This is a genomic window from Glaciimonas sp. GNP009, assembly GCF_054343755.1.
On record NZ_JBTGUV010000004.1, the window covers coordinates 2,803,405 to 2,820,005 of the forward strand.

Below are 16,601 nucleotides of genomic sequence, written 5' to 3' on the forward strand. Positions count from 1 at the left end.
ATTAACGAACTTATCGAACGCAGGTCAACTGCGGTTTAGGCGCAGTTCTAATTGCGTAATCACGCGCTGCAAATTCGCTTCCTGGTCTTTAGGAACAGTCAAAAACCGGCACCCGAAGTGATAAACCGGATCATTAAACGTTTGGCTATTATGAATAAAGGTGATTTGTATATCCAAAGTCATTTTTCCCAAATCATGAAAGTCGAACGTGGCGTCTGTTAGGTTCATAGCAATAGCAAGCTCACCGATACTGGCATCGGTCGAGCGAAGTCGAACCCCCGATGGTGACAAGTCGATAATGTAGAACGACATCCGGCGTTGATCCGGCAAGGTGGCGGTACAAATATAGGGATTATTCGTCGGTGTCTCTACGCGGAAGTGTTCGCGTCGTTGGATGCGATACAGACTTTCCGGTAATTGCGACTTAAATGCTGGCAGGCCGTCATAAAGCTGGGGTTCGGGATGGCCGCAAACAAACTGGATATGCGCACCGGATTGCAAGCTCGAAAACAGATTTTCTCCAGACTCCTGATGCTGTTGATTTTCAGCATCACTGCCGCTGTAATCGTAGAAAAAAGAACCTGTCGTTTCATCGACTGCCAAAATACGCGTGATGATGCGTGATCCTGATCTGCCGAAGGAAATACTTAGTGGGTCTTTTTGGTGCGCGAGTTGGCGCAGTACGTACACGACTTCTTTCGGATGGATGACCCGAAAATCGTCCAATGCGGCGAGTGATGCCGCCAATGTTGGCGAAGGAGGGAGATCAGTGCTTGTTTCCGATACTGGACTGGTGTTTTTCATGTCTTTCCAATGTGTATCAAAACTCGCTTTTAAATGCGAGAAGCAGAAAAAGAGAGCAATTGTCACAAATATTACCTACTTTATGGCAGCTTGAGACAGTTTTTTGCGGGCAAGTATTTAATCTACGCCATAGCCATCAAACTTGCCAGGCATCATCTCTGTAAATAACGCACTCGTCGAGGGTGACCGTGTTCGTCACCGCAAAGACGTCAATATGGTATCTGGCATCGGCGCGCTTAATTGCCGCTTTATTGTAGACCCCATGCTTAGCGCCCAGCGATAAATGTATGCCGCACATCCTCTCATAAGTGCCAATATCGCTCACCATACGGTTTTGCGAAAATGCACGATTCATACCAAAACCAAGTTCACGCAGCCAGACTTCGCCTTCGGACGCGCGGATGTTTGCCAGCACCTGATCAAACTCAGGCGTGGAATCAATGGCCTCCGTCACGCGGCCTTTGACGATCACCAGCGTGATCGGCGTAGCGGGTTTGTTGACGTGAAATTGCGTGTCGCCGAAAACAAAAATACGTACGCGGCCATTGACTGCTTCCAGGTCTTGCGCTTCGGTAAAAACCTCACCAATAGGAAACTGACCGCCGACATTTTTCATGCCGCTATAGTCACCAATGTTGAGTTTTGCAGATTCAAATGGCGAGTCAAAAACCAGGATTTCGCCGCCGCTATCGATGACGCCGATGCTCGCGCTATCAATGCGCGCCTTCAGTGCGACCCCAACGTCGCGATAGTACGTCGGGTCATAGGCCAATGCGTCGATGTAATACAGCGCTTCTGGTCCGGTCATGCGCGAAAGATGAGGATGTTCTATCACCTTTAATGCGCGTTTAAAAAGTTCAACGCGCAGTCGAAACGCTTCAAGCCTAAAGTTGGTGGATTGAATCAATATCACCAAATCGTTCGGCGCAAGGGGTGTAAAAGAGGCAAGCACTACTTCGGGCGTTACTGCGTCGAAGTCGATAAAGGTGGCAGTTGGAAGGCATCGCCGATACGCTTGCGTCAACGCTACTGAGAGAGTAGAGCGGGTATCAAACACCACTAACGCAGCCTGCGCTGGACTGTGTTCGATCGCTATCGATAATACGTCGCGGAGATGGTTTGCTGCCTTACCGACAACCGTCTCGGTAATAAGGTCGCAGACTGGTTCGGAAAGTGTTGCGCTCGGAGTGGAGGTCATTGTCATTTCATCGCATCAAAAATAGTAAAAACGTCACGCGGCCCGGCTTTTCGGGTGTAGCGACGTTTTCTATTGGAGACACATTTTAATCGACAACCACATCAGTGCACGAATAACGTAAGGATGAATGCCAAGACTAGATACAGCGCGAAGTCTGAGACTTCATGCTGTCATTTTAAATGACAAAAAAACCATGCGTCCCATCAAGCGCTAATTGATCCACTAAGCCATACTCCCAATCGAGATAGGCTTGCATGGCAGCGGCTGGATTGTCGGTACCTTCATAAGGACGACGGTAGCGATCTATTCGCGGCGATGCCAGCGCTGATTCACCAGATTCTTGGGGAAGCCCGGCTGCAATCCACGCGGATGTGCCACCTTCTAGCAGCCACACCGGCGTCGTTGTTAACGCTTGCAGGTCTTTGAGGATATAGCGTGCCAGCAAACTCGTGCCGCAAGTGAGTACATAGCGACATGCTGGCGGAGCGTTATCCAGCGCGGCGGCGAGTTGCGAGCGGAGTGCAAACCAAGCCCCGGGAATGTGGTGTTTGACATAATTGGCGCTGCTGGTGAAATCAAGGATGACCGTTTCGCCCTCGGCGGCGTTGCTTGGCAGGTCATTTTCCAACCAAGCCGCAAGCCCTTGCGCTGTCACACTGTTTGCGGTTGGTACAGGCGGCAGAAAGGCTTGATCGTTATCGGCGTTCGTACCCTGTTGCGTGAAGTCTTGCGGTCCAGCACCATCAATGACGAACACTTCCCATCCCATTTGCGCTAACCAGGATGCGGTCATATTGGCGCGCACGCCGTCATCATCGGACAGGACGATACGCGCACCGCGCACCGGCGCAGCGTGATCGGTTTCTTGCACGAGCTGCCCACCCGGAGCAGAGCGAAAGTCGGGAAGGTGACCGGCTGCGTATTCCTCGGGCGTGCGCACGTCGAAGCGATAAGTCGTCCGCGTGTTGTCTTTTTTCCATTCTATTAATGTTTGGGACTCGTCTTGTAACGATACTCTTGATACGCGCGCCTTATCAGCCACTTTGCGCGCTGCACGTTGCGCCTGCGCGTGATCCTCAGGCGATAGCGAACCAAAGTCGGCAAATTGGCGAGTTTTGCGGGTATCCAGCGTTTGACCGGCCAGCGTCCAGCCTATCGTGCCGTTGCGTAGTGCAGAAACCGGGTTAGGAATACCCGCATTGACCAGAGATTGTGTGCCGATGATGCTGCGCGTGCGTCCAGCGCAATTAACGATGACGCGGGTTTCGGGGCGCGGCGCAAGCTGTTGCACGCGTAATACTAATTCTGCGCCAGGTACGCTGATGCCAGTGGGAATACTCATCGTGTTGTATTCATCAAACCGACGCGCATCCAGAACCACCACATCCGCATTGGCATTCAATAGCGCCTGCACTTCTGGCGCCGACAGCGAAGGGGTGTGACGTTGTACGTCAACCAGTTCGCCGAAGGCTTTGCTCGGCGCATTCACATCGCGGAAGATTTCACCACCGGCGCTGCGCCAGCCAGCCAAACCGCCATCCAGCAACTTGATGTTGCTATAGCCAAGTTGCTGTAAACGCTGCGCAGCATTTCTCGCAAGGCCTTCGCCATCGTCATACACGACAATCAACGTATCAAGCCGCGGTATGCGTGCGGCACTATCCAACTCAATTCGAGACAGTGACATATTGGCAGCAAATAGCGGATGAGCTTCTGCGAACGGCGCCTCTTCCCGCACATCCAGCAATGCGATTTCCTTGCGCTGCAATAATGCTGTGCGGCATTGTTGATAAGAGATCGTCTCAAAAATTGGTTGAGAAGAACTGACATCAACAGAGTGTGGGACGTTTGGCGTGTTCGTGGAAGGGGATGGCGTCAGGCGGGTCATGGATCGTTGGGATGAATTTATTTAAATGGTTATTGAGTTTTGTTGCATTTTGTTGGATTCAGCAGAGCGATCCCAAATATTGGGTAATAGTGTGTTGGAATAGCCCGAAATAAACTGTTTGGTGCCGCCATCTTCCGTGTAGACCGAGCGTTGCACAGCGCCGATGTTCGCACCATAAACATGGATGCTGATGGATGGCCGGTCGATGAACGCATTCTGTACTTTATGGATATCGCCGATCGTGGGCGAGACGGCCTCGACATCTCCCGGCAATAGATGGGTTGGCGCGCCAACGGGGGTGAAGCGACCATCCCGATCTTTATCTGGCTGATAGCTTTGCGAATATTCAGCGCCCCGCAACATGCCGATCAATCCCCATACGGTATGATCATGAATTGGTGTGGCTTGTCCGGGACCCCAGACAAAGCTCACAATCGAAAAGCGCTCACGCGAATCTACGTGGAGCAAAAATTGTTGATATCGTTCTGGATTTGGAAGCGCGAATGCAGGCGGTAGCCAGTCGTCGACAGCGATAAGCTGTCGCAACAACGCGCCGCCATCGCGCAAAATCTCGGCCTCCGAGGGTCTGCGGTCAAGCAATTCCGCCAGTTCCCCGATAAAACCCCGCAGACGGGCTACGTTCGGCGCGTTATTTTTTCCGATATTTATTGAGTTTGAAAGTGGAGACATGCTGACACGCCTTATTTCTGTAGCGGAAAACTACGATCGAAACCATTGGAAACACTGATCTTATGCTGGATGATACCCGCTTCCGCATAAACGTCGGCAGTATGTTGCTGGGTTTTGATCACAGTATCATCAATCGGTATCCATTTGCCCTGTCGCCGCTCCCAGGATAGTTTGGCTACTTCTTTTGGTACACCAATAAGTTCGGCTAATGACGCGGAATAGGCATCTATATGATCGTTAGACCAACGTTGAGATCGCACCAGGCGTTGCAGCAGATCCTGTAGTGCAGCGTGTTTGGGTTTGATGGCGTCCTCATGGACGATCAGATAACTAAGCCCGGCTGACAAGCCGCGCCCATTCACAACAATTTTCGCGTGGTCAGTCAGTTCAGCCGTTGCCGTATAAGGCTCCCATGTCGCCCAGGCATCAACGGAATTGCCAGCTAACGCCGTCTTGGCGTCAACTGGTGACAAAAATCTAAAAGAAACATCACTGGCCTTGAGGCCAATAGATTGAAGCGCGGCCAGCGTCAGATAGTGACCAATGGAGCCTTTTCCGGTAGCGATGCGTTTTCCCTTCAAACTGGCCGGGCCGGAAAGTGGAGAATTTGCATTGGCAATAATGGCTGTACCAAAGGGATCTGATTTGTTCACTCCTATCGCTTTGAGCGGTGCGCCAGCCGCCAAGGCAAATACCAGTGGTGCATCACCTGCGTAGCCGACGTCGACTGCGCCAGCATTTAAAGCTTCCAGTAACGGCGCTGCGGCCACAAACTCCGACCACTTGATGTCATAGGGCAGATTTTTAAGTTCACCGGCGGCTTCCAGTTGCGATCTTAAGCCGCCTTTCTGATCCGCTACCTTGAGTAGTATTCTGGCCGGTACATCGCCCGCTGATGCCAGTGAAGTGGCTGCAAGACCAAGCGTCATCAAGCTAAGTCCGATGAAACGTTGCAAGCGAACACTGAATAGATTGGACATTTACTTCTGCTTTCGTTGAGCGATACGATCGGCGCTGCGTGCAGCAACTAGTTGCCGTGTTAGCGGTATCAATTTTCGGCCGTAATCGATAGCATCCTCCAATGGATCAAAGCCGCGGATCAAAAATGTCGACACACCAAGATCAACGTAATCTAGCAGCGCATGGGCAACCTGTTCCGGCGTCCCGACCAACGCTGTTGAATTGGATCGCCCACCAATTTCTTTGGCAATCGCGGTCCATAGGCATCTATCGTGACGATCGCCGCGTTCCGCTGTCGCTAACAGACGCCGCGCACCTTCGCTTTGTTTTGAATCACCCGATGCGCTGCTTAAACCACTGGCTTTACGAATACGCCTGGTTTCCGCCAGGATACTTTCAGCGCGTGCCCATGCAGCCTCTTCCGTATCTGCCAGGATGGGGCGGAATGACACAGAAAAGCGTGGTTTGCGACCGTGTTTTTCCGCTTCCGCGCTGACTTGGCGAATGATGTCTCGTACTTGTTCATGGGTTTCTCCCCATAGCGCATACACGTCGGCATGTTTGCCCGCGACCTGCACGGCGGGTGGTGAAGCCCCGCCAAAATAAATGGGAATATGCGGTTTTTGTACTGTCCTGACTTCAGAGTAACTATTTTTGAATCGGTAATATTTTCCCGCATGGTCGAACGGTTGATCATTGGTCCACACTTTGCGCAAAATGCCGAGATATTCATCAGTGCGCGCATAGCGTTCATCGTGGGATAAAAAATCGCCATCGCGTTGCTGCTCTTCATCGTCACCGCCAGAAATAATATGTACCGCCAATCGTCCACCACTGAGTTGATCAAGCGTCGCGAACTTGCGCGCTGCCATTGTAGGTGCAATAAAGCCGGGACGGTGGGCAAGCATAAAACCGATTTTTTTCGTGGCAGCGGCAGCGTGGGATGTCACCAAAAATGGATCGGCATCGGATGAGTGCTGCGCGATCAAAATCCGATCAAAACCTGATTGTTCATGCGCTTGTGCAAAGCGTGCGATGTAATCCGGATCCAGCGCCGGTCCTTGTGCCGGATGAATTTCAGATACTTTTTTCGGACCGATCATACCGATGAATTCGATGCTCATAGTGGCTCCTGACAAAGCTGACGTAAGTGTAAAGAGTCAGGCTAAAGGATCGTCTTAGTAATCCCAACGAATAATTCCGTATGTCGATATGCGGCCGATCACCAAAGAAAATTTTGCGCGGGAACGTAATGTGCCATAACGCATCTAATCACCCATTAGTGTTGTGGTCATTTTGGAAACTCAATAAAAACTAGATAATTTGACAATATTAAAGTGCGTTTTTTGAAGAGAAAAGAGGTTATCGTGCAAACTAAATGCCCGCTTTTCTATTAAACTTAGGAATAAATTCTGAAGAGGTACGAGTCAATTTATTATGAAAATAGATGATATAGACGCTTTTGTCGCCACCGTGCGATGTCAATCCATTAGCTTAGCTGCAGAAGCATTGCAACTAACGCAGTCTGCGATCACTCGCCGCGTACAAAACTTCGAGGAAGAATTGGGTGTTGAACTGCTTGATCGCACCACTAAACCACCGCGCCCCAATCCCATGGGAAAAGTGGTGTATGAACAGTGCCGCGTCGTACTGCGCGAAGTTGAAGAGCTGCGCGATATGGTGGGAACTGAAGTTGCCCCCGTCGGTACTTTTCGCCTTGGTATTACACAAGCCATCGGCGACGTTGTTCTATTGGATGCACTTAAGCAACTCAAAGGTACTTATCCGGAACTGAGCACGCAGGTATCGACCGGATGGGGAACGCAATTAGTTGCCAAGGTCGCCAACGGCGAGATGGATGCCGCAGCAGCGCTGTTTCCTTCCACTAAGGTGCTTCCTGATAATGTTATTGGTGAGACATTAGGACGTGTTGAATTGGTGGTGGTTGCGGCGAAGGGAATGATGACAAAACGCAGTTATAAACTAAAAGACTGTCATGATATTGGTTGGGTCTTAAGTCCGGATGGCTGCGGTTTTCGTGCGGTGTTACAACGGGCACTGATCGGTCAGGGATTATCGTTCAAGGTTGGCCTGGAATCTTTCGGCGCTGATCTTCAACTTGGTCTGGTTGCCGCCGGACTTGGTTTGGGTTTTATGCCAGTCCCGCAACTGGAGCGCAGTGCGCACCGCGATCAATTGGATATCATCAATATTAGCGACTTTAAGTCGGTCCTCGATATCTGGCTGATTCAATCACGTTTGCCAACCCCGTTGCAGCAAGCAGTTGATTTTTTCAGTAATTCGGTTGCCACTGCTTTTTCAGACAAAGCAACGGTTTTAGACATAAAGCCTCGTCGGCAGCGAGCAGCTTAATAGGTTACCCCTTTTTTGAAGGGGCAACTTATTCGATAGGACGGGTGAATAAAGCTATTCCTATGATTGATATTATTTGGATAAGATTATTCCCTCCCCAAAAAAATGCGGTGCCGCACCAATTGGATGCGCATCAAATTAAAATAGCGCATTCCCGTCTTCAAATCTTTATCAATCTTCGATAAACCGTTACGGTCAAGGCCAATTTATATTGGCATAAGATTTGCTTAGTAGTGATTAACAGAGTCAATGATGATTCCGTACTATCAACTATTACGCAGATCTAAAGAAGGATCTGCCAGGACAACGGCGTCCACCTAGCTAGGTATTTTTACCGAGCTAAGTGGGCGCCTTTTTGTTTTTATGGGAAAAAGATCATGACCAGCAAAGCTACCAGCATCAAACTTTTTAGTTTTAGTACGCCGCAAATGCGCGCCTTCCATCTGACCTGGATGGCTTTCTTCGCTTGCTTCTTTGCATGGTTTGCCTGTGCACCCTTGATGCCCGTTATTAAGGGCCAATTCGGTTTAACTATCGGGCAAATCGCCAACATTAATATTGCCGCAGTCGCCGTGACGATTTTGGTTCGTTTAATTATCGGGCCAATGTGTGATCGCTACGGCCCACGTAAAACGTATACCGGTCTTTTGCTGCTAGGAGCGATTCCGGTATTCGGCGTGGCGTTCTCGCAAAGTTATGAAAGTTTTCTATTCTTCCGTTTATGCATCGGTGCGGTGGGTGCCAGCTTTGTGATTACGCAATATCACACCTCAGTGATGTTTGCGTCGAACGTCGTCGGGACTGCCAATGCTGCTGCCGCCGGTTGGGGTAATGTCGGCGGTGGTGCTGCGCAAGCATTGATGCCATTGTTGTTGGCCGCGGTGTTAATGCTCGGCGTCAGCGAAACCATGGGATGGCGCCTTGCGCTGTTGGTGCCGGGCGTATTGATGGTGATCATGGGTGGCGTGTACTGGCGCTATACGCAAGATTGTCCTGAAGGTAATTATGCCGAGTTGCGCGCTAAAGGCATTACGGTAGAAGGCGGCAAAAAAGGCGGCTGGGCCAGTTTCCGCGCCGCTAGTCTTAACTATCGTGTATGGCTGCTGTTTGTCACTTACGGCGCTTGCTTCGGTGTAGAAATTTTTATTCACAATATCGCCGCCATCTACTACGTTGATCATTTTGGTCTGTCATTGAAAAGCGCTGGTATGGCCGCAGCAAGTTTCGGATTGCTCGCATTGTTCGCCCGTGCTTTGGGTGGCTGGTTATCCGACAAAGTGGCGTTGGGTGGCAACTTGAATACTCGCGCCACACTGTTGTTCGTCATGATGGTTGGCGAAGGTTTGGGCCTGCTCTGGTTTTCACATGCAAATAGTGTGACGTTGGCGATCTGCGCGATGTTGACTTTCGGCCTGTTCACCCACATGGCATGCGGCGCAACGTATGCATTAGTGCCGTTTATTGACCGTAAAGCATTGGGCGGCGTAGCGGGCATCATCGGCGCTGGTGGAAACGTCGGAGCGGTTTTGGCGGGGTTTTTGATGAAGGGTTTGGGCGACGTTCAAAGCACCTTGAGTGTGCTGGGTATTTTGGTCACAGTCTCCGCACTGTGCGCCATCGCGATTCGCTTTAGCGCGGCACACAATGCCACCGAGCAAGTCCTCGACAGCAACACCCTGGCCGCTTAAGGAGCCGCAGATCATGAAAATTATCGTCGTTGGTCATGGCATGGTGGGCCACAAATTTCTGGAAAGCCTGGCTGATAGTGGCGCTCCACATCTGGAAGTAACCGTCTTGTGCGAAGAGCCACGCCCAGCATATGACCGGGTACACTTGTCAGAATTTTTCTCTGGAAAATCAGCAGAGGATTTGTCATTGGTTCCTGACGGTTTTTTTGAGCGCGATAATATTTTGCTCAAACTGAATGCCAAGGCCAGCGTCATTGATCGTGTTGCCAAAACGGTGACAGTGAGTACCGGTGAAACGCTGCCTTACGACAAGCTGGTCATCGCTACCGGTTCTTATCCTTTTGTGCCACCGGTGCCGGGGAAGGATCGTAAAGATTGCTTTGTGTATCGGACTATCGAAGATTTAGAGGCGATGCTTGAATGTGGTCGTCGCTCAAAAACCGGCGTCGTTATCGGCGGCGGTTTGCTTGGATTGGAATGTGCCAAAGCCTTGCGCGACATGAATCTGCAAACGCACGTGGTTGAATTTTCACCACGTCTGATGGCAGTCCAAGTCGATGAGGGCGGTGGACGTGTTTTGCGCGCCAAGATAGAAGACCTTGGCGTCACCGCGCATACGCAAAAAAATACAGTCGAAATCGTCGATGGCGAGACCGGCACACACCGCATGAACTTTTCTGACGGCAGCCATCTTGATACCGACATGATCGTGTTCTCTGCCGGTATTCGTCCACGTGATGAATTGGCGCGTGTCAGTGCGCTGGCAGTGGGCGAGCGCGGCGGCATCGTGATCGACAATAGTTGCCTGACCAGTGATCCTGATATCTACGCGATTGGCGAATGCGCGCTATGGAACGGAAAGACTTTTGGTCTGGTCGCGCCAGGTTATGACATGGCACGTATCGCAGCCAAACATCTGCTGGGCGAAAACGCCGAATTCAACGGTGCCGATATGAGCACTAAACTCAAATTAATGGGCGTCGACGTTGCCAGTATCGGCGATCCGCACGGCAATGTTCCCGGTAGCCGTTCGTATCATTTCACCGATGAACGCAAGCAAATTTACAAGAAGATCGTCGTCTCCGATTGCGGTAAATTTTTGCTAGGCGGCGTGATGGTTGGTGATGCCAGCGAATATGGCACGCTGTTGCAAATGATGCTGAACCGCATAGAACTACCCGAAGCGCCTGAGTTCCTGATTCTGCCGCAAGCCGACGGTAACGCCAAGCCCGGTTTGGGTGTCGATGCGTTGCCGGATGCGGCACAAATTTGCTCGTGCAATAACGTCTCCAAAGGTGATTTATGCGCAGCAGTATGTGGCGGCGCAACGAATATCGGCGACCTGAAAAGTTGTACTAAGGCAGGTACTTCATGCGGCGGTTGCGTGGCACTCGTCACGCAGATCATGAAGTCAGAAATGAAGAAGCAAGGTCTGGCGGTTAACAACCATGTTTGCGAACATTTTCCCTACAGCCGTCAGGAGCTTTATCACCTCGTCAGAATCGGCAACATCAAGACTTTTAATGCATTGATCAGTCAGCATGGAAAAGGCTTGGGTTGCGATGTGTGCAAACCGGTAGCTGCCAGTATTCTGGCTTCTTGCTGGAACGATTTTGTGCTCAAAAAAGAACACGCTGGCTTGCAGGATTCGAACGATTATTTCCTCGGTAATATTCAAAAGGATGGTACCTATTCTGTCGTGCCACGTATGGCTGGTGGCGAGGTCACGCCCGATGGTCTAATCGCAGTCGGTCAGGTCGCAAAAAAATATGGCCTATACACCAAAGTCACTGGCGGTCAGCGCATCGACTTGTTCGGCGCGCGGGTTGAGCAATTGCCGCCGATCTGGGAAGAATTGATCGCAGCAGGTTTTGAATCAGGTCATGCGTACGGCAAGTCGCTGCGTACCGTTAAATCATGTGTCGGTTCAACCTGGTGTCGATATGGTGTGGACGACAGTATGGGTCTGGCAATTGCGCTGGAAAATCGCTACAAAGGTTTGCGTTCACCGCACAAAATCAAATTTGGCGTATCCGGTTGTACGCGCGAATGCGCCGAAGCGCAAAGCAAGGATGTCGGGATCATCGCCACCGAAAAAGGCTGGAATCTGTATGTCTGCGGCAATGGCGGCATGAAGCCACGGCACGCTGAATTATTGGCCTCCGATCTGGATAAGGCGACGCTGATTCAGACTATTGATCGGTTCCTGATGTTCTATGTTCGCACCGCAGACCGTCTGCAACGCACCAGTGTCTGGCGCGACAATCTTGAGGGCGGTCTTGATTATCTGAAAGAAGTGGTCTTGCAAGACAAGCTAGACATTGCAGCCGACCTGGAAGCAGAAATGCAGGCAGTCGTCGATACGTATGAATGTGAATGGAAAAAAGCGGTTAACGATCCAGAAACACGTAAGCGTTTTCGCCATTTCGTCAACACCGATCAAGTTGATGAAAACGTCGTCTTTATGGAGGAACGCGGACAGATTCGTCCGGCAACGTTAGTTGAGCGATCGGCCCGTGTGATTCCGATTATTCCGATAGTGGCTGCGCTTGCAGAGACGGTCTGATTGCTCGACCATTGAAATCAGGAGAATAAATATGCATAGCGATACCCAATTGGGGCAGCTGGATAACTGGATTTCTGTCTGCGAACTCGACCAGATCTTACCAAACACAGGTGTGTGTGCATTGATCAACGGCGCGCAAGTGGCGCTGTTTCATGTCATTGACGGTGAAGACCGTGTATTCGCGATTAGTAATTTTGATCCCCATTCTCAGGCATCGATTTTGTCGCGTGGCATGGTCGGCAATCTTGGTGAGCGTATCGTCGTAGCATCGCCGATGTACAAGCAACACTTTGATTTGCAAACCGGAGAATGCCTGGAATCTCCAGAACACTCGGTCAGCGCCTATCCGACGCGGGTTGTCGACGGAAAGGTGTGGGTCGGCGTATGACCACAACACCAGGCAAGCAGGCTAATCGAACAAAACCATCGCTGGTGGTCATCGGTAACGGCATGGCTGGTATGCGCACGGTTGAAGAGTTACAAAAGCTGGCACCGGATTTGTACGACATTACCGTGTTCGGGGCCGAACCGTATGGCAATTACAACCGCATATTATTGTCGCCCGTGCTCGCTGGCGATAAAAGTGTGGAAGACATTATGTTGCATACACGCGAGTGGTATCAGGAAAATAATATTACGTTGCATGCCGGTGATCCAGTTGAGATGATTGATCGGCGTCGTCGCCTTGTGCGTTCGCGCGCAGGTCTTGAGGTCTCGTATGACCGACTGTTGCTGGCTACCGGTTCCACCCCTTTTATTATTCCTGTACCGGGACATCAATTGCCGGGCGTGATTGCGTTTCGAGATATTCAGGATGTAGAAACTATGCTGGCAGCCGCACGTGATCATCGCCATGCGGTCGTGATCGGCGGCGGCTTGCTGGGTCTGGAAGCCGCCAACGGATTGCTGCGTCAGGGGATGGACGTTACCGTAGTGCACGTGTGTGATAGTTTGATGAATCAACAGTTGGACAAGCCAGCATCTGCGCTCCTGAAAAAAGCGTTGGAATTAAAGGGCTTGCGCATCATGCTCGATACGCATACCAGCGAAATCCTGGGGTCCGAGCGGGTGACAGCCGTGCGTTTTAAAGATGGTAGTGAGATACCGGCTGATCTGGTCGTCATGGCGGCAGGCGTGCGACCCAATATTGCCCTCGCGAAAAAAGCCCTTCTGCATTGTGATCGCGCGATTGTGGTTGACGATACATTGCAAACCTATGATCCACGGATTTATGCAGTTGGCGAATGCGTCCAGCATCGCTTGTCGACGTTTGGTTTGGTCGCGCCGATTTGGGATCAGGCGCGGGTGTGCGGTGCGCATCTGGCCGGTGCTGGTCATCGTCGTTATATCCAGCAAGCGACCGCGACCAAGCTCAAAGTAACCGGCGTTGATCTGTATTCTGCTGGCGATTTTATTGGTGGTGATGGTAGCGAAGATCTAGTGCTGCGCGACCCACGTCGCGGTATCTATAAACGATTGGTATTGAAAGGCAATCAGATCGTGGGAGCGGTACTATACGGAGATGTGAAAGATGGTCCGTGGTATTTTGATTTGATTCAAAACAAAACCGATGTCTCCTCGCTGCGCAATCAATTACTATTCGGCCAGGCGCTATGCGTCCAGGCCGCTTGATGAGGAATCTCCCGTGAATCTCTCCCAGCCTCCGCTGTCATCTGCGCTGTCATCTCTTGAGGCATTCAAAGGCGACCTGATACCAAAAAGCGTATTCACGACATGCCCTTACTGCGGTGTCGGCTGTGGTGTTGCCGCTACAGTGCTGGCTGATGGAAAAATCGGCGTCACAGGAGACGCTGCGCATCCTGCGAATAAAGGGCGTTTGTGCGTCAAAGGTTCGGCATTGGATGAAACGGTTGATCTTCAGGGCCGCCTTCTCTATCCGCAGATTAGGGACGCCGTCACCAATTTGATGCAGCGTTCAAGCTGGGATCAGGCGCTGGATAAAGTAGCGTCGGGATTCAATGACATCATCGCCCGTCACGGCCCGGACGCGGTGGCGTTTTACGTATCCGGTCAGCTACTGACCGAGGATTATTACATCGCCAATAAGCTGATGAAGGGTTATATCGGCAGCGCCAATATCGATACCAATTCGCGTCTGTGCATGTCATCAGCGGTAGCGGGGCATAAGCGTGCGTTTGGTGAAGATCTGGTGCCGGTGTGTTACGAAGATCTGGAACTGGCTGACGTGGTGGTATTGGTTGGGTCGAACACCGCCTGGTGTCATCCCATCCTGTTTCAGCGCATTACCAAAATCAAAGAATCTCGACCAGATATGAAACTGATCGTGATTGATCCACGCCGCACCGCGACCTGCGAGTCTGCCGATTTGCATCTGCCGGTCAAGTCAGGAACCGATGTCTGGTTGTTCAATGGATTGCTGCACTATCTGGCAAATAACGGCATGACCGATAGCGGCTTTGTTGATGAGTACACTAATGGTTCCAGCGAGGCGCTTGCCGCCGCCGCAGCCAGCAGCCCTGATCTGCTCACCGTCGCTAAGATATGCAAACTTGACCCCCAAGATTTGCTAACGTTTTATCAGCTATTTGCCGGATCAAAAAAAGTCATCACTGCTTTTTCGCAAGGTGTTAACCAATCGTCGTCCGGCACCGACAAAGTCAACAGCATTATCAATTGTCACCTGATCAGCGGACGTATCGGTCAGCCCGGCATGGGACCATTTTCGATTACAGGCCAACCCAACGCAATGGGTGGTCGTGAAGTCGGTGGGCTGGCGAACATGTTGGCTGCGCACATGGATCTGGATAATCCGGCCCATCGCCGCACGGTTCAGACCTTCTGGGATTCGCCCCAGATTGCCGATAAGGTCGGACTGAAAGCGGTTGATCTGTTCCAGGCAATCGAACAAGGTAAAGTCAAAGCGGTGTGGATTATTGCCACCAATCCGATGGTCAGCTTGCCGGATGCCGATCAGGTGCAACGCGCCCTGTCCAAATGCCAGCTCGTGGTCTGCTCCGATATCATTGAAAAAACCGACACCAATGCGTTTGCTGACGTGCTGTTACCCGCTTTGGGCTGGGGTGAAAAAGACGGGACAGTAACCAATTCAGAGCGCTGCATCTCGCGTCAGCGTGCATTTTTGACCGCACCTGGAGAAGCCCGCGCCGACTGGCAAGTATTGTGCGATGTAGGTCAGCGCATGGGGTTTGGCGGATTTGATTTCAGCAGCCCGCACGAAATTTTTGATGAGCATGCGCGCTTAAGCGCTTGTTCCAATGGCCCGGCCGCAGGCGATGTCACGCCGCGGGTGTTTAATATCGCTGGCCTGACCGGCATGGATAAAGCGCAATTTGACGCTTTGCAGCCTATCCAATGGCCAGTGACGCGTGACGCGGCAGGTGAGCTGATCAGTACTCAACGACTGTTTGCAGATAACCGTTATTCCCACCCGGATGGCAAGGCCCGCTTTATCGCCACGCCACCGCGCGCGCCGATGCATGCGACGGATGAAGACTTTCCGCTTAACCTGAATACCGGTCGTGTGCGCGATCAGTGGCACACAATGACCCGAACCGGGAAATCAGCAAAACTGGCTGATCATGTGCCGGAATCTTTTATCGACATGCATCCGCAAGATGCATTGTTATACGGCGTGCGTGAAGGCAGTCTGGCGCGTGTTTCATCAAAGTGGGGTGCGATGGTAGCCCGGGTGCAACATGGCGGCGGTATCGCCCGTGGCAGCATTTTTGTACCCATTCACTGGAGTAATCAGTCCGCATCCGATGCGCGTATTGGTGCCGTGGTCAATCCCGTGGTTGATCCGGTTTCCGGCGAACCAGAGTTCAAAAATACACCCGTCAGAGTCGATGATTTTCCGGTCGCCTGGCACGGCTTTATTCTCAGTCGTAAGGAGCTGGACTTGGATAGCGTGACACACTGGACGCGGATTCAGGGACGCACATTTGCGCGGTATGAATTCGCCGGTCGAAATATTATCAACGACCATGGACAGTGGACGCGTGAATTATTAAAAATCGCCGATCCTGATGCTGACTGGCTAGAATACGCCGATACCACCGCAGGCGTGTATCGGGCAGCGCATCTGGTGGATGATCGGATTGATATTTGCGTATTTATTTCGCCGCGACCAGATCTTCCATCAAGAGCCTGGCTGGCGAGTTTGTTCGCAAAAGACCATCTTGAAGACGCAGACCGCGTCGGCCTTTTGATTGGGCAACCAATTGAAAAAGGGGCGGATGCCGGACCGACTGTCTGCTCGTGTTTTGGGGTTGGGCGCAATACAATTTGCGGAGCGATTCGTCAACAAGGATTGACGACGGTGACGCAGGTGACGAGTTGTCTCAAAGCTGGCGGGAACTGCGGATCTTGTGTTCCTGAGATTAAAAAATTACTGGCTACCACGCTGGTGGAAGAAGCGGTATCCCGCTAATC

At 51.5% G+C, this 16,601-nt stretch carries 12 protein-coding genes; 6 read left to right on the forward strand and 6 right to left on the reverse strand.

All coding sequences use genetic code 11. The annotated features are described in order from the left end of the window. Positions 1 to 24 precede the first annotated feature (24 nt). The 6 genes from ACXX82_RS13180 to ACXX82_RS13205 form a co-directional block, all read right to left on the reverse strand. Positions 25 to 804 carry a flagellar brake protein gene (locus ACXX82_RS13180; RefSeq protein WP_458563063.1) on the reverse strand — a complete coding sequence of 260 codons (780 nt, stop codon included), beginning with the start codon at positions 802 to 804 and terminating at the stop codon, positions 25 to 27. 136 nt (positions 805 to 940) lie between these two features. Beyond that, on the reverse strand, positions 941 to 2,008 hold the full coding sequence (locus ACXX82_RS13185) for a M29 family metallopeptidase (RefSeq protein ID WP_322235426.1): 1,068 nt from the start codon (positions 2,006 to 2,008) through the stop codon (positions 941 to 943). Positions 2,009 to 2,177: 169 nt separating this feature from the next. Next, complete coding sequence (locus ACXX82_RS13190) at positions 2,178 to 3,890, reverse strand: rhodanese homology domain-containing protein (RefSeq protein ID WP_458563064.1); 1,713 nt, start codon at positions 3,888 to 3,890, stop codon at positions 2,178 to 2,180. A gap of 21 nt (positions 3,891 to 3,911) precedes the next feature. Further along, positions 3,912 to 4,580: a cysteine dioxygenase family protein gene (locus ACXX82_RS13195; RefSeq protein WP_322235431.1), complete on the reverse strand. Its 669-nt coding sequence runs from the start codon at positions 4,578 to 4,580 to the stop codon at positions 3,912 to 3,914. Between the two features lie 11 nt (positions 4,581 to 4,591). After that, entirely contained in the window at positions 4,592 to 5,560 is a 969-nt protein-coding gene (locus ACXX82_RS13200) for an ABC transporter substrate-binding protein (protein ID WP_322235434.1), read from the reverse strand. Then, positions 5,561 to 6,664, reverse strand: a complete 1,104-nt coding sequence (locus tag ACXX82_RS13205) for an LLM class flavin-dependent oxidoreductase (RefSeq protein WP_322235436.1) — start codon at positions 6,662 to 6,664, stop codon at positions 5,561 to 5,563. It abuts the gene before it with no gap. 313 nt (positions 6,665 to 6,977) lie between these two features. Here ACXX82_RS13205 and ACXX82_RS13210 point away from each other — a divergent pair, with 313 nt between their 5' ends. The 6 genes from ACXX82_RS13210 to ACXX82_RS13235 all read left to right on the forward strand — a co-directional run bounded on the left by ACXX82_RS13210 (position 6,978) and on the right by ACXX82_RS13235 (position 16,599). Next, positions 6,978 to 7,913, forward strand: coding sequence for a LysR family transcriptional regulator (locus ACXX82_RS13210; protein ID WP_323505848.1), 936 nt, complete (start codon positions 6,978 to 6,980; stop codon positions 7,911 to 7,913). Between the two features lie 377 nt (positions 7,914 to 8,290). After that, positions 8,291 to 9,601: an MFS transporter gene (locus ACXX82_RS13215; protein ID WP_323505847.1), complete on the forward strand. Its 1,311-nt coding sequence runs from the start codon at positions 8,291 to 8,293 to the stop codon at positions 9,599 to 9,601. Positions 9,602 to 9,614: 13 nt separating this feature from the next. Continuing rightward, on the forward strand, positions 9,615 to 12,167 hold the full coding sequence (gene nirB, locus ACXX82_RS13220) for a nitrite reductase large subunit NirB (RefSeq protein ID WP_458563065.1): 2,553 nt from the start codon (positions 9,615 to 9,617) through the stop codon (positions 12,165 to 12,167). Positions 12,168 to 12,198: 31 nt separating this feature from the next. Continuing rightward, entirely contained in the window at positions 12,199 to 12,555 is a 357-nt protein-coding gene (gene nirD / locus ACXX82_RS13225) for a nitrite reductase small subunit NirD (RefSeq protein WP_322235444.1), read from the forward strand. Next, positions 12,552 to 13,799 (forward strand): NAD(P)/FAD-dependent oxidoreductase, encoded by a 1,248-nt coding sequence (locus ACXX82_RS13230; protein WP_322235447.1) that lies wholly within the window; start codon positions 12,552 to 12,554, stop codon positions 13,797 to 13,799. The genes nirD and ACXX82_RS13230 overlap by 4 nt, the downstream gene beginning before the upstream one ends. Positions 13,800 to 13,812: 13 nt before the next feature. Then, the gene (locus ACXX82_RS13235) at positions 13,813 to 16,599 is read left to right on the forward strand and encodes a nitrate reductase (protein ID WP_458563066.1); all 2,787 of its coding nucleotides are present in this window, start codon (positions 13,813 to 13,815) and stop codon (positions 16,597 to 16,599) included. Positions 16,600 to 16,601: the final 2 nt, after the last annotated feature.